The following is a 13,566-nucleotide window of genomic DNA, read 5'->3' as shown; positions in this document are numbered from 1 at the left end:
GCGTGTTGTCAGTACGCGACGCGGTTTCATGGCCTAAGCTGAAGTTTCTGTTGTACAACGCACGGATGGCTGGACAAAAAGCGAGGATAAGGTAACACTAAGATCAGACACACAGCGCATGTCCTGATCAATACCGGGAAGTTTCAATTCACGTTACCGAGATATTTATCATGCAGACCTCGTATTTTGCGCTTGCTGTGATAGGGATGGGGCCGTGGATGCTTTTTGCACCGGCCCAGGCTGCCGATGGCGCAGGCAGTGCCGCATCCACTAACGTTGCCGTGTACGGCGTGCTCGACGCAGGCATCGTGGCCGAGCGGGGCTGCGCCGCCAATTGTGCCAACACCAAGGTATCCGGCGGCGTCGCGTCCGGTTCGCGCCTGGGCGTGCAGGGCCGCGAAGCGCTGGGTAATGACGTGTCCGCCGTATTTACCCTGGAAGCGGGCGTCCAGAACGACACGGGCCAGTCGGAAGAGGGCCGTTTGTTCGGCCGCCAGGCCTACGTGGGCCTCGACAGCCGCCTGGGCGCGCTGACCCTGGGGCGCCAGTACAATCCGCACTACCTGGCCCTGACCGACGTGGCCGACCCGTTCAAGGGCGGCATGGCCGGCAGCGCCGGCAACCTGGCCGGCTACAGCGTGAAACGCTACGACAATACCGTCAAGTACGTGACGCCCGCCTTGCGCGGCGTGACTGCCAGCGCCATCTACAGCTTTGGCGAGTCGCCGTACAGCAACGCCAGCAACCGCGCGTATGGCGCCACGCTCGGCTATTCGGCCGGCGCCGTGAATGTCAGCGTATCGCACCAGCGCAAGAATAACCTCATCCTCGCTTCCGGCACCTTGCCCGCCATCGACATGTCGGCCCGCAATACCCTGATCGCGGCGAATGTCGACCTGAAAGTGGCCACCGTCTTTGCCGCCGTGGGCGTGAACAAGGGCTATGGCAGCTCGCCGTGGGACCCGAACAATGCCTACAGCGCGCTGGCCCTGTCGATGTCGTCGTCGGACAGCCGCGACACCTTGCTGGGCGTGTCCGTGCCCATGGGCGGCTTCAAGCTGCTGGCGTCCTGGGTGCGCAAGGATGACCGCGACCTGGCCAACCGCGACGCCAGCCAGGCAGCCGTCGGCCTCACGTATTCCCTGTCAAAGCGCAGCGATTTCTACGCGTCCTACGCGAAGATCCACAACAAGAACGGCGCCCGCTACACGGTGGGCAATGCCAGCGACAGCGGCCGCGGCGATGCAGCGTTCAACCTGGGCTTCCGTCACGGCTTTTGAATTGACGCCGCGGCAGGGGCCGGGGCCGGGCAGCTGGCGCCCAGCCACTTGCCGCTGCTCGTCACGTTCACCTGTTCCGGCGCGCCGCGCGCGCTGGTCGTCACGGCCAGCTGCATGTTGAAAGCCTGGTCGCCCGTGAACATGACCTTGCCTTCGCCGCTCGATTTCGGGTTGGCGCAAGTGAACGATACCTGCATGCCGCCCGCGATGTCCGTGTTTTTCGACTTGCAATCACCGGGCTGGCCCGTGGGAATCTGCTTGCGCGCCGCCATGTCCGGCGTCACGCACGCCGTCACGCGCACGGCGCCGTCGGCGCCCACGGTGGGCATGGCCATGCCGCGGCTGGCCGCCATGCTTTCCAGCTGCTTGCGTTGATCGGGAGGAAGGTTGCCCAGTTGTTGCAGCACCATGGACATGGCGTTGTCGGTGGCGGCGTCCGGCGACGCCATCTTGCTGTCGACTTGCCACAGGCCCGGCTTGATGGTGGGCGATGGCGCGGCGGCGTGGGCGCCGGCGTGGCTGCCTAAGGCGGCGCAAGCCAGCAGGGTCAGGCGTAGCAGGGATTTTTTCATCGTGGGGTCTCCGGTATGGGCAGACCCAAGCATACGGCATGGCAAGCGGGGCACGCTTGCCATTGTGTTACAAACTGTGATCGGGCTCGATGCGCCGCACGTCCACGCAGGCGATGCGGCGCTCGTCGGCCTCGACGATTTCATAACGCAAATCATCGAGTTCCAGCACTTCGCCCACGGCCGGCATGTTTTCGAAATGCGCCAGCAGGAAGCCAGCCAGCGAGTTGTATTCGCCATCTTCGCTGACCAGGGTTTCCGTCTCGAACACTTGCTCCAGGTAATGCAGGTCCGTCGCGCCATCGATGCGCCAGTGGCCGGGGCCCAGCACTTCCACGTCCGGCTGCTCGTCCTCGTCGGGGAATTCGCCGGCGATGGCTTCCAGGATGTCGATGGGCGTGAGCACGCCTTGCACGGTGCCGAACTCGTCGACCACCAGCACCAGCTGGCCGCGCGAGCGCTTTAACGTTTCCATGGCTTTCAGCACACCGGCCGCTTCCGGCACGACGACGGCTTCGCGCATGCTGTCCGGGTCGATCTTGCCGCGCGACACCAGGTCCTCGATCAGGTCCTTGCTGCGCGCGATGCCGACCACGTTATCCAGGTCGTCATTGCAGACAGGAATCATGCTGTGCGGCGTTTCGCGCAGCAATTGCAGCATCTTTTCGCTGCTGTCGTTCAGGTTGACCCACGACACGTCGCCGCGCGGCGTCATGACGGAGCGGATCGAGCGTTCGGCCAGGGTCAGCACGCCGCTGACCATGTTGCGCTCTTCCACGCCGAAGGCGGAAACGTCGGGCAGTTCCTTGACTTCGTGCTCTTCCACGGCTTCGCGGCCCTTGCGTCCGCCCAGCAGGCTCAGCACGGCTTGCGCCGTGCGGTCGCGCAGCGGGGCGTTCGACTGCAGCTTGAGGAAGTTGCGGCGCGCCAGCTGATTGAAGAATTCGATGACAATCGAGAAACCGATAGCGGCGTACAAATATCCTTTCGGAATGTGGAAGCCCAGGCCTTCGGCCACCAGCGACAGGCCGATCATCAGCAGGAAACTCAGGCACAGCACGACGACGGTGGGGTGGGCGTTGACGAAGCGCGTCAGCACTTTCGACGCCAGCATCATGACGACGATGGAAATGACGACGGCCGCCATCATCACGTACAGGTTTTCCACCATGCCGACGGCCGTGATGACGGCGTCGAGCGAAAAGACGGCGTCGAGCACGACGATCTGCGCCACCACGAGGCCGAAGCCGGCGTAGACTTTCGGGCCCGTCTGGGCGTGCGTGACCCCTTCGAGGCGCTCGTGCAGCTCGCTGGTGGCCTTGAACAGCAGGAACAGGCCACCGACGAGCAGGATCAGGTCGCGTCCCGAAAACGAGAATGTCAGTATGGAAAACAATGGCGTGGTCAGGGTGACCAGCCAGGAAATCAGCGAGAGCAGGCCCAGGCGCATGACGAGGGCCAGGGTCAGGCCCAGCACCCTGGCCTTGTCGCGCTGGTGCGGCGGCAATTTCTCGGCCAGGATGGCGATGAAAATCAGGTTGTCGATCCCCAGTACGATTTCCAGTACGACCAGCGTCAGCAGGCCGACCCAGATTGTCGGGTCAAATAACCATTCCATGTGTATAACCTTGTAAAGTCGATCAGTGTAAAGCGTGCCTGGTGGCTAAAGCCCCGGGCGCGTGGGTGCTGCATGCATGTCTTCAGGGGCGGACGCGCGGCGGCCGGGTGGCCAGCCGCACGTCCGCTTCGGCAAGTGCGCCCGGTCCCGCTTGCCAAATGATGGCGCAAAACGGCGCCCCCTGGCGCGAGCTCGGGTACAGCGTGATGGGGTCGTTGTCGCATTCTTCAGTATCGCAGCTGTCGCCAGGCAGGTCCGCATGGAGGCTGGCGTCAGCACAATCGATGTCGAAGGCGGGCGTGGCGGCAGCGCCGGCCGCGATTGCATGCTGGAATGGGGAAGGACTGGCGTAGGCCATGTTGGCGAACGCCTGGGGTAACGCGATGAAAACAAAAAGGCAGAGCAGGACGAGAGCTCGTCTCATATACAGGCAGATAGTTCTGGAACCATGGAGTATAACACGGGCACATAACAGCTCGATGACAGGACTTGCGTAAGTGATAAGTATGCCGTAAATTGCGAGAGCAATGATTTCCCTGGGCGGCGAAGACGCAGCGCGGGTCCATGGCAATTCTTGCGTTTGTATTCCATGGCGCCGCTTTTGCGCTTGTCTAAAACGTAGTGTTACCAGGACTCTGCCTTGAAACCCATTACCGCCCTCCTGCTTGCCGCCGGCATCCTCTCGCCTTCGTTCATCCTTGCCGCCACTCCGGTGGAAGCGGCGCCGACCCAGAAAGCCGGCAAGGCTGCGCCCGGCCGCGCCGCCGTCAAAGTCACGTCCGTCGAAGGCATCACCGAGTACCGCCTGGCCAACGGCTTGCGCGTGCTGCTGTTCCCCGACGCCAGCAAGCCCACTTTGACCACCAACATCGTTTACCTTGTCGGCTCGCGCCATGAAAACTATGGCGAAACGGGCATGGCCCACTTGCTCGAGCACTTGCTGTTCAAGCCCAGCGCCAATTTCGGCGTCAAGAAGGGAACCAAGACCCCCGTCGAGATCCTGAACTCGACGGGCGCCCAGTTCAACGGCACCACCTGGTACGACCGCACCAATTACTACGCCACCTTCCCCGCCAACGACGACAACCTGCGCCAGATGCTGGCCATGGAAGCGGACCGCATGGTGAATGCGGCCATCGACCAGAACGACCTGTGGAATCCGAAGACGCAGAAGGGCGAAATGACCGTCGTGCGCAACGAATTCGAGATGGGCGAAAGCGACCCGATCGGCGTGACGAGCGAACGCATCCAGGCCGTCGCCTACGACTGGCACAACTATGGCAAGTCGACCATCGGCGCCCGTTCCGACATCGAACAGGTGAACATTCCCCGCCTGCGCGCGTTTTACCATAAATATTATCAGCCGGATAACGCCGTGCTGATGGTGGCGGGCCGCTTCGACGAAGCCAAGGTCTTGAAGCAGATCAATGAGCTGTTCGGCAAGATCCCGAAACCGACGCGCGTGATCGAGCCGACCTACACGGCCGAACCCGTGCAGGATGGCGAGCGCGCCGTGACGGTGCGCCGCAGCGGCGGCACGCAGTTCGTCGGCGCCGGCTACCACGTGGCGCCGTCCGGCAACCCGGACGCCGTCGCCATCGAGGTGCTGGGCCACGTGCTGACGGACGCGCCGGCCGGCCGCCTGCACAAGGCGCTGGTGGAAACCAAGCTGGCCAGCAAGATCGAATACAATTCCGTGAGCAACCTGGAGCCCGGTTACAACCTGTTCGGCGCGCTGGTGCCCGTCGATGGCAACCTTGATGCGGCGCAAGCGGCCATGCTGAAAGTGCTGGAAGACTTGAAATCGCAGCCGGTCACGGACGCGGAAGTGGCGCGCGTGAAACAGCAGCTGAACAAGCAGATCGAACTGGCCACCTCGAACACGGCGAGCCTGACGATCGCCCTGACGGAATCGCTGGCGGCCGGCGACTGGCGCCTGTTCTTCCTGCAGCGCGACCAGCTCGACAAGCTGACGACGGCGCAAGTGCAGGCGGCGGCCGAGAAATACCTGAAGAGCTCGAACCGCACCCTGGGCCGCTTCATCCCGACCGATGCGCCGGACCGCACCGTCGTGCCGGCCTACGCCGACGTGGCGCCGCAACTGGCCGGCTACACGGGCCGCGCCGTCGTGGCGCAGGGCGAGGCGTTCGACCCCAGCCCCGACAATATCGAAGCGCGCACCACGCGCTTCACCTTGCCGAACGGCTTGAAGGGCGCCTTGCTGCCGAAGAAAACCAAGGGCAGCACCGTCAGCGTCGTGTTGAAACTGCGGATCGGCAGCGAAGAGAGCTTGCGCGGCAAGGGGCAAGTGGGCAGCTACACGGCGAATCTGTTGTCGCGCGGCACGGATAAACTGTCGCGCCAGGAAGTGAAGGACAAGTTCGACCAGCTGGGCATGCAGGTCGCCATCACGGGCGGCGCCGAGGGCGTCACCGCCATGCTGACGGGCAAGCGCGAAAACTTGCCGGCTGCCATGGACTTGCTGGCGCAAGTGCTGCAAAAGCCGGCCTTGAACGAGACGGAATTCCTGGAATTGCAGCGCGAGCGCGTCGGCCGCGCGGAGCAGGAACTGCCTGAACCGCAACCGCTGGCCGTGAACGCCTTCCGCCGCCTGCTCGACGCCACGCCGGAAGGCCATGTGCGCCACGTGGCCACCTTGCCGGCCGAGCTGGCGCAATGGAAAGCCATCCAGGTTGCCGACGTGAAAGCCTTCCATGGCGCCTACTATGGCGCGTCGAACGCGACTTTCGCTGCCGTGGGCGACTTCGACCCGGCCGCGCTGAAGGCGCAAGTGGCCAGCCTGTACGGCAGCTGGAAGGCGCAGCAGCCGTATGTGCGCATTCTTGACACCGTCAAGCCCGTCAGCGGCGAGAAAGTTAAACTGGAAACGCCGGACAAGGCGAACAGCGTGCTGTTCGCCATCCAGCCTATTCCCCTCAAGGATGACGCCGCCAGCTATCCCGCCTTGCTGATCGCCAATCACATGCTCGGCGGCGGCGCCTTGCGCAGCCGCCTGGCCGACCGCATCCGCCAGAAGGAAGGCCTGTCGTACGGCGTCGGCTCGCAAGTGAGCATTCCATCGCGCGAACCGGCCGGTTACTGGATGGCGTATGCCATCAGTGCGCCGCAAAACACGGTCAAGGTGGAAGCGGCCCTGCGCGAGGAAATCGCCAAGGTGCTGGCCGACGGTTTCACGCAAGACGAATTGACGGAAGCGAAAAAGGGCTGGCTGCAATCGGAAGAAGTGGAGCGCACGCAGGATGCGGGCCTGGCGCGCGAACTGGCCGGCTATCTGGCGCAAGACCGCACCATGGCTTACAACAAGGACCTGGAAGCCAAAGTGGCCGCCTTGACCCTGGCGCAAGTGAACCAGGGCTTGCGCGACTACCTGAAGCCTTCGGCCGTGTCGATCGTGACGGCGGGCGACTTCGCCAAGGTGGCGAAAGAGGGTGAAAGCGGCGCCAAGGCAACGACGTCGAAATAAGCTGCTTCAAAATAAGCTGCTTTAAATGGAAAAAGCCCGTTGGCAAGTGACCTTGCCAGCGGGTTTTTTTACGATCTTGATATTGATGTCAACATCCCGACACGGAACAAAACCGTAGCGAGCGGAAGGGAGAGGTGGCCGAGAAGCGCAACCGTACTTTAGTACGGTGAGCATCGCAAGCCGCCTATACCGACGCGCAGTAGGTTTGGTTCGGTGTTACCCCCGCGGGGCTAGCTCTGCTACGTAGATTTCCACGCGGCGATTGCGTGCGCGTCCCGAGGCATCCGCATTCGAGGCGATCGGCTCGCGGGCGCCGCGGCCTTCCGTGACGACGCGGGTCGGCGAGACGCCGCGCATGGACAGGTAGTCGCGCGTGTGGGCCGCGCGTTCCACCGACAGCGGTTCATTGATGGAATCGCTGCCCGTGCTGTCCGTATGGCCGATGATGCTGACCGTCGTGTTCGGGTTTTCATTCAGGGTGGCGGCAAAGCGGTCGAGAATCGGGCGGAAGTTGCCCTTGATGTCGGCGCGGTTGGTGTCGAAGGAAATGTCGCTTGGAATTTCCATTTTCAGGCGGTTATCGGCCGTCTGCGACACTTGCACACCAGTACCCTGTGTCGCCTGTTCCATCGCGCGCTTCTGGTTTTCCATGCGGTTCGACCAGATATTGCCGACCACGGCGCCAGCTGCCGCACCCAGCAGGGCGCCGCCGGCCGTGCGGCCGCTGCTGCCGCCACCGGTGGTGCCGCCGATCAAGGCGCCCAGGCCCGCGCCGATGCCGGCGCCCGTGGCCGTGCCACGTTGCGTCGAGGACATGTCCGCGCAGCCGGTGGCGGCCAATGCGATCACCAGCATGCCGATCAGGGATTTGGCGCCAGGGCCTTTTTTGAATGTTTCTTTCATGGATTTTCTCCTTGTTTTGTTATGGGGACATACCCAGGACTACCTGTACACGTTACTGCAAAACGACGCCGCTTGCCAGTGCGCGCACACCGTGCGAAAAATACGGCAAAAGGCGGCGCCCGTTTGCACGCGCGCCGCTCTTGTCAGACCCGGCTAAGGGCCTGGGCTATAAGCCGCGCCCGCTGATCAGGCGCAGCAGCACCATGATTACGGCGACCACCAGCAGGATGTGGATGAAGCCGCCAATGGTATAGGAAGTTACCAGGCCCAGCAGCCAAAGAATGATGAGTACGACGGCGATTGTATACAGCATGATGTGTCCTCCGAGAGTAATGTGTGGATGACGGCGACTGCCGTGGCCTTGCAGGCGCTGGCGCGTGGCGCCGTCATCGGTTCTTGTCATTGCGCGGCGACCGGGTCGCTGAACGCTGATGCCATGACTAAGTGTCTACTTTGTTTCCCTTGCGTTCTGTACGCTGTCGTACACAAGGCTCAACTATCGGGGGCGGTCCGCGTGTTCATCGGCCATGCCCGGCACCCACGCCAGCATGCCGGCCATGCCGACTGCGCCCGCCAGGCAGCTGACCATGCCGCCCGTGAGCAGCAGCATGACGCCGAATACGGGGCTGCCCGCCGGCGGCGCCAGGTCCAGCGCGCAGAAGCCCAGTGCGGTGGCCAGCAAGCCGCCGCCAATAAAGCCCAGCCAGATCCTGTTGCTGCCTGTCTTGTCGTCTTCCATGGCGTCTCCTTTGACATTCCGTTGAACTTTCCTGAATGCATCATCTCGCGGGACTGCAAGCTCATCTGTACGCCAGCGAACATTGCCAAAAAGAAAACGCCCGGACAAGCCGGGCGTGTGTTTAATTTACAACTAATCGCGGCAGCGGCGCCGCCGCGGTTCGCTTAGCCCATGGCGCGCAAGCCGCCGTTGACGACGCGCACGCGGTCGCCCTGGCGCCAGTTCGGCGCGGCGCTCTGGTGCACGGTGCGTGTCTTGCCGTTATCGAGGCGCACGACGATGTTGTAGCTGCGCGTGGCGCGCACGCTGCCTTCGATCTGGTTGCCGGCCACGGCGCCGCCGACGGCGCCCAGCACGGTGGCCAATTGCCTGCCGTGGCCGCCGCCCACCTGGTTGCCCAGCAAGCCGCCGACGACGGCGCCGCCGGCCGCACCCACGCCGCTGCCTTCGGCGCGCGTATTGACTTCATGGATGGCTTCGATCACACCGCAATTGGCGCACACTTGCGGCGCCGGGGCGGCCGCGTATTGCGGCTGCGGCTGGCGCACGGGTTGCGGCTGTGGTTGCTGCTGCTGCGGTGGCAGGGCGGCCAGCGGCAAGGCGCCGGCAGGCTGCAGGTTCGCTGGCGGCTGGTTCGCCTGCAGATTGGCCATCTGCTCGGCCGAGGTACTGGCCGCCAGCGGCTGGGTGTCGCCCTGGGAAGAAGGCAGCCAGCCCATCAGGGCAGCCGTGCCCACGCCGCAAAACAGCAGGACGGCGACGGCGGCGGCAAGCACCAGCGGATGGAGGGATTTGGTGGTGGTAGTCATGGAAGGCTCCTTGGTTTTTTTAAAATAGTAAAAAGGGTAGTGCGTGTTTTGCGTGTTATGTGCGTCTGTTGCCAGTGTGCTGTGCCGCTTGCTCCGCTTCCGTGCGTCACCGTACATACAGGGCCGGTACTGCACCGTAGGCTAGGTAAAAATTATGTCGAGTTGTAACGACACCGAGGAAAAGCAATGCCACCAACGACTGCCAGCATGACCCTGCCCCGCGATGCAGGCCGATCCGGCCTGGGTTCGCCCGTGGGTGCGCCAGACGCCGGCAACCGCTTGCTGGCCAGCCTGCCCGAGCACGACTTGCGGCACCTGACGGCGCTGTTCGATACCGTCACGGTCGAGGTGGGCGAGGTGTTGTACGAACCGGGCCAGCCTATCGGTCACATCTATTTCCCCGGCGATTGCCTGATCTCGCTGCTGGCCGTGGCGGAAGGGCGGATGACCCTGGAAGTGGGCTCCGTCGGCCGCGAAGGCGTGCTGGGCGCGTCCGTCGCACTCGGTCATGACCTGGCGCAAGTGCGTGCCGTGGTGCAACGTTCCGGTACGGCCAGCCGCATCGCGCGCGCGGAGTTCTGCGCCGAGTTCGCCCAGCTCGAATCCCTGCAGCGTTTGCTGTACCGCTACACGGACACCTTGCTGGCGCAAGCCATCCAGATTGCCGTATGCAGCCGCTTCCACGTGCTCGAGGCGCGCCTGGCCCGTTCGCTGCTGATCACGCGCGACCGCCTGCAGTCGGAAAAATTTCACCTCACGCATGAATTTCTTGCCCACACCCTGGGCGTGCGGCGGGTCGGCGTGACCAAGGCGGCCAGCGCGCTGCAACAGCAAAAACTCATCACCTACAGCCGCGGCAATATCGAGATCCTCGATTCGGCGGGCCTGGAAGCCGTTTCCTGCCGCTGCTACGAGCTGGTCAAGGATAGCGGCGCCATCGGCATGGCCAACGTCTTCGTCTGATTTCCTCGGAGTAACTTTTCAATTTCATCAACGGAAGCCGGACGCAAAAAAGCGGGGCGGGCGCCTGGGCACCCACCCCGCTTTTTTGATCAACGATTACTTCGGCTTGACCTGGTTGCCGATCACGCCGCCGACGGCGGCGCCGCCGACTGCGCCGACAGCGCTGCCGCCCGTCAGCACGGCGCCGGCAACGGCGCCGATGCCGGCGCCGATGGCCGTGTTCTTATCCTGGCCGGACATGTTGGCGCAAGCCGTCAGGCTCAGCAGCAGGGCGGCAACGGAAGTGGTGGTGGCGATTTTTTTAATGATTTGCATGATAGTTCTCCTATGAATTCGGACCTCGTGGCGCCGGCATGGTATGGGCCGGTGGGATTTCGTATCGCCACGTCTTGGGTGTTTCAGGCACGATCACAGAATAGATTTGCGGCAAGGCAGGGTCTGTTCGGCAACGCACATAGGGGTGTAACAATTGTAAAAGCACACACGCCGCGCTTAACGTGCCTTGCGCACGGGCTTGCCCGGCTTGGGCGCCACCGGTTTCACGCGCGCCTGGGCCAGCAAGGCCGCGCATTCGCTATCCTCGACGGGGCCGGTGTTGACCAGCGGCAGCAGCGCCGCCACGGGCGCCACCACGGCCAGCGCCAGTGCGCCGCCGGCGCGCAGGGCCAGCACGCCCTTGTCGACGCTCACGTCGGGTTTGCTGAAAGTGCCATGCACATACAGGGGCGAGCGCAGCGAAAAGATGCGCAAGCCCTTGCTGTCCGGCCGCAGGGTGAGGTCCAGCCGTTCATCGGCCAGGTTCACCGTGCCATCGATATGCAGGATGGCGTCATCCGTGTCGACGATGAACTGGCGCGTGCGCATCAGCCCCTTGGTGACGGCGAAGTCGGCCGCCATGCAGTTCAGCTTGACCTGCTTGTCGCCTGCCAGCTTGGCCAGCACGATACTGCCGATATTCAAGCCCATTTCTTCCAGTAACAGCTTGCTGATGCTGCCCCGGTTGATCAGCGCGCGCACTTCGCCGTTCGAGCTGCCCAGCAGGGTGGCGACGGAATTGCCCGTGGCCGACAGCGACGCATCGCCATTGATTTCGCCCACGCTCGCTTGCAGGGCCGGCAGGCGGGGGAACAGTTGCTGGATGTGCAGATGGCGGGCACTGGCCTTGAGTTCGGCCGCGATGCCGTTGGCGATGACCTTGCCGCTGCCGTCGAGCTTGATCTGCGACGTCAGGGTGCCGCCCGCCACGTTGAAGTTGAGCGGCGTCAAGGACAGCACGCCATCCGTCAGCACGACATGCGTGTCGAGCTTGCTGATCGGCAACTCGGCATCGCGCGTGATTTTATCCGCCGTGTAGCGCACGTCGGCGTCCAGGCTGGTCCAGCGCTCCGTCTTGAAGGTTTCCACCGGCAAGACCCGGCCGGCCGGCTGCGTCGATGGCACGCCCCGTTCCTTCTTGCTGGCGCTGGAATCGGCGCCCACCAGCGGACCCAGGTCGGAAAATTGCAGCAGGCGCGAGTGGACTTCGCCCGTCAGCCGCTTGCGCGGCGTGCTGGCGGAAAAGGCCAGCTTGCCGTTGATGTCGCTGGAGCCCACCTTGCCGCTGAACTGGTCGTACACCCATTCGCCGCCGCGCGGCGCCAGGGTGCCCGTCAAATGGCCTTCCGTGCTGAAGTGCGGCGTTTCCGGCAGCAACACGCCCGTCAACGGATACAGGCGCGCCATGCTGGGCCCGGATAGCTTCAGGCGCACGTCGAGCGCGGCCAAGTCTGTCGGGCGGGTCAGGGTGCCTTCGATGGCCACGCTGCTGCCGCTGGCGCGCATGTCGGCCTGGATGGGGAAGGGCGTGCCTTGCCGCTGCAGCGACAGCACGCCGCCCGCCTTGCCGCCGCCCTTGACGGTTTCGCCGCGGTAGGTGCCGGACAGCGTCCACGCGATGCCGTAGCGCGCATCGTCCGCGATGGTGTCGACATCGGCGCGCATCGCCGTCTTGCTGACGCCATCGTCCAAGGTCACGGTACCCTTGCTGAAGACCACGCTTTGCAATTCCAGCTGCCACGGCGACGGCTGGTCCTGCTTGTCGAAGGTCCAGTTGTTCTTGCCATCCTTGCTGCGCAGCAAGCGCACCTGCGGCGTGTCGAAGCGCAATTGCGGGATGATGATTTTCTTGTCCAGCAGGGCCAGCGGATTGAGCGAGAACGCCAGCTGGCTCACGGTGACCAGTTGCCCCTTCTCCCCCGTGTCCGCCATGGCGTTCGGGTTGCCCAGGCGCACGTCCTTTGCCTGCAGGTGCGGCCAGGGCAGATAGTCGCGCCAGGTTTTTTGCCCCGCGGTGGTTGGCTGCTGCCACGTCAGCGCCAGGTCGCCCTCGATGGCAAACGGCCGCCCCAGCGCATCGCTGGCGCGCGCATTGAGCCAGGGCTTGGCGCGGTTCCAGTCCATATTCAGCAGGACGACGGCGGCCGTGACGGGCAGGGCGATCAGCACGGCGGTACTGGCGAGGGCGATTTTTTGACGGCGGGAGAGCGGCATGAGCTGATTCTTTCTGGACAAGTAGTCACGATGCTACAGGAATCGCTCCAAAGCCGGGCCTGTTTCAGGTTTTGCTGGCGGACACGTGCGCTGGCGCACGTTGCCCATGCAAGTATTGTCGATTTCCTACCCTATGTGCGGCACCGAACGGATATGCGGGGATGCGGGGCCTATAACGTCATACATCAAACGCAGTTCCTGATTCGTTCCATGTATGACTTATATCGTTACCTCACTCTCCAGGAGAAGAAAAATGACAAACCGAGATTCCATCAAAACCCCCTTGACCGCCCTGGCTGCCTGCATCAGCGCCGTTGTCCTGATGACGGGCTGTTCCAGCCTGAAAACGCCAGCCACGGCCGATGTCGCCGTGTCGCGCGCCGCCGTCGATAACGCCGCCAGCGCCGGCGCCGCCGACCTGGCTCCCGATGAAATGCGTTCGGCCCGCGAAAAAATGCGCATGGCTAACCAGGCCTTGAAAGACCGCGACTACAAGACGGCGCGCGACCTGGCCGACCAGGCGCAAGCGGACGCCAAGCTGGCGCAAAGCAAGGCCAACTCGGCCAAGGCGACATCGGCCGCCGATGAAATCAACGAGAACATCCGCGTCATGCGCGAAGAGCTCGACCGTGCCAATCAGCAAGCCCCAAAACAATAAGCAACAACAATAAC

At 63.5% G+C, this 13,566-nt stretch carries 13 protein-coding genes; 4 read left to right on the top strand and 9 right to left on the bottom strand.

Annotated features, from left to right (window positions below; all coding sequences use genetic code 11):
- The first annotated feature begins 218 nt into the window (after positions 1 to 218).
- Complete coding sequence (locus O0881_RS15395) at positions 219 to 1,280, top strand: porin (protein ID WP_289912009.1); 1,062 nt, start codon at positions 219 to 221, stop codon at positions 1,278 to 1,280.
- Here O0881_RS15395 and O0881_RS15390 read toward each other — a convergent pair.
- From O0881_RS15390 to O0881_RS15380, 3 genes are all read right to left on the bottom strand, one after another.
- A complete protein-coding gene (locus tag O0881_RS15390) occupies positions 1,268 to 1,852 on the bottom strand; it encodes a DUF3617 domain-containing protein (RefSeq protein ID WP_289912008.1) in 585 nt (194 codons plus the stop codon). The two genes, O0881_RS15395 and O0881_RS15390, sit on opposite strands and share 13 nt — an antisense overlap.
- Positions 1,853 to 1,919: 67 nt before the next feature.
- Positions 1,920 to 3,467: a TerC family protein gene (locus O0881_RS15385; protein ID WP_289906470.1), complete on the bottom strand. Its 1,548-nt coding sequence runs from the start codon at positions 3,465 to 3,467 to the stop codon at positions 1,920 to 1,922.
- Positions 3,468 to 3,549: 82 nt separating this feature from the next.
- Complete coding sequence (locus tag O0881_RS15380) at positions 3,550 to 3,825, bottom strand: hypothetical protein (RefSeq protein WP_289912006.1); 276 nt, start codon at positions 3,823 to 3,825, stop codon at positions 3,550 to 3,552.
- Positions 3,826 to 4,107: 282 nt separating this feature from the next.
- Here O0881_RS15380 and O0881_RS15375 point away from each other — a divergent pair, with 282 nt between their 5' ends.
- Positions 4,108 to 6,951, top strand: coding sequence for a pitrilysin family protein (locus O0881_RS15375; RefSeq protein ID WP_289912005.1), 2,844 nt, complete (start codon positions 4,108 to 4,110; stop codon positions 6,949 to 6,951).
- 216 nt (positions 6,952 to 7,167) lie between these two features.
- Here the strand turns inward: O0881_RS15375 and O0881_RS15370 are convergent, their stop codons facing one another.
- From O0881_RS15370 to O0881_RS15355, 4 genes are all read right to left on the bottom strand, one after another.
- Positions 7,168 to 7,854 carry an OmpA family protein gene (locus O0881_RS15370; protein ID WP_233516313.1) on the bottom strand — a complete coding sequence of 229 codons (687 nt, stop codon included), beginning with the start codon at positions 7,852 to 7,854 and terminating at the stop codon, positions 7,168 to 7,170.
- A 166-nt stretch (positions 7,855 to 8,020) separates the two neighbouring features.
- On the bottom strand, positions 8,021 to 8,167 hold the full coding sequence (locus O0881_RS15365; RefSeq protein ID WP_010396376.1) for a lmo0937 family membrane protein: 147 nt from the start codon (positions 8,165 to 8,167) through the stop codon (positions 8,021 to 8,023).
- 183 nt (positions 8,168 to 8,350) lie between these two features.
- Entirely contained in the window at positions 8,351 to 8,593 is a 243-nt protein-coding gene (locus tag O0881_RS15360) for a hypothetical protein (RefSeq protein WP_099664894.1), read from the bottom strand.
- Positions 8,594 to 8,757: 164 nt separating this feature from the next.
- The gene (locus O0881_RS15355; RefSeq protein ID WP_289912004.1) at positions 8,758 to 9,402 is read right to left on the bottom strand and encodes a glycine zipper 2TM domain-containing protein; all 645 of its coding nucleotides are present in this window, start codon (positions 9,400 to 9,402) and stop codon (positions 8,758 to 8,760) included.
- Between the two features lie 186 nt (positions 9,403 to 9,588).
- Here O0881_RS15355 and O0881_RS15350 point away from each other — a divergent pair, with 186 nt between their 5' ends.
- Complete coding sequence (locus O0881_RS15350) at positions 9,589 to 10,365, top strand: Crp/Fnr family transcriptional regulator (RefSeq protein ID WP_099664892.1); 777 nt, start codon at positions 9,589 to 9,591, stop codon at positions 10,363 to 10,365.
- Positions 10,366 to 10,461: 96 nt separating this feature from the next.
- On the opposite strand, the gene O0881_RS15345 is transcribed toward O0881_RS15350, so the two are convergent.
- On the bottom strand, positions 10,462 to 10,680 hold the full coding sequence (locus O0881_RS15345) for a glycine zipper 2TM domain-containing protein (RefSeq protein WP_289912003.1): 219 nt from the start codon (positions 10,678 to 10,680) through the stop codon (positions 10,462 to 10,464).
- Between the two features lie 177 nt (positions 10,681 to 10,857).
- Positions 10,858 to 12,894 (bottom strand): AsmA family protein, encoded by a 2,037-nt coding sequence (locus tag O0881_RS15340; protein ID WP_289912002.1) that lies wholly within the window; start codon positions 12,892 to 12,894, stop codon positions 10,858 to 10,860.
- Positions 12,895 to 13,147: 253 nt separating this feature from the next.
- On the opposite strand from O0881_RS15340, the gene O0881_RS15335 reads away from it, so the two are divergent.
- On the top strand, positions 13,148 to 13,552 hold the full coding sequence (locus O0881_RS15335) for a DUF4398 domain-containing protein (protein ID WP_099664890.1): 405 nt from the start codon (positions 13,148 to 13,150) through the stop codon (positions 13,550 to 13,552).
- The last annotated feature ends 14 nt before the right edge of the window (positions 13,553 to 13,566 follow it).

It is taken from the genome of Janthinobacterium sp. SUN100, from assembly GCF_030397705.1.
GTDB classification, from domain to species: Bacteria; Pseudomonadota; Gammaproteobacteria; order Burkholderiales; family Burkholderiaceae_D; genus Janthinobacterium; species Janthinobacterium kumbetense.
This window is presented reverse-complemented; position numbering and strand designations above follow the sequence as displayed.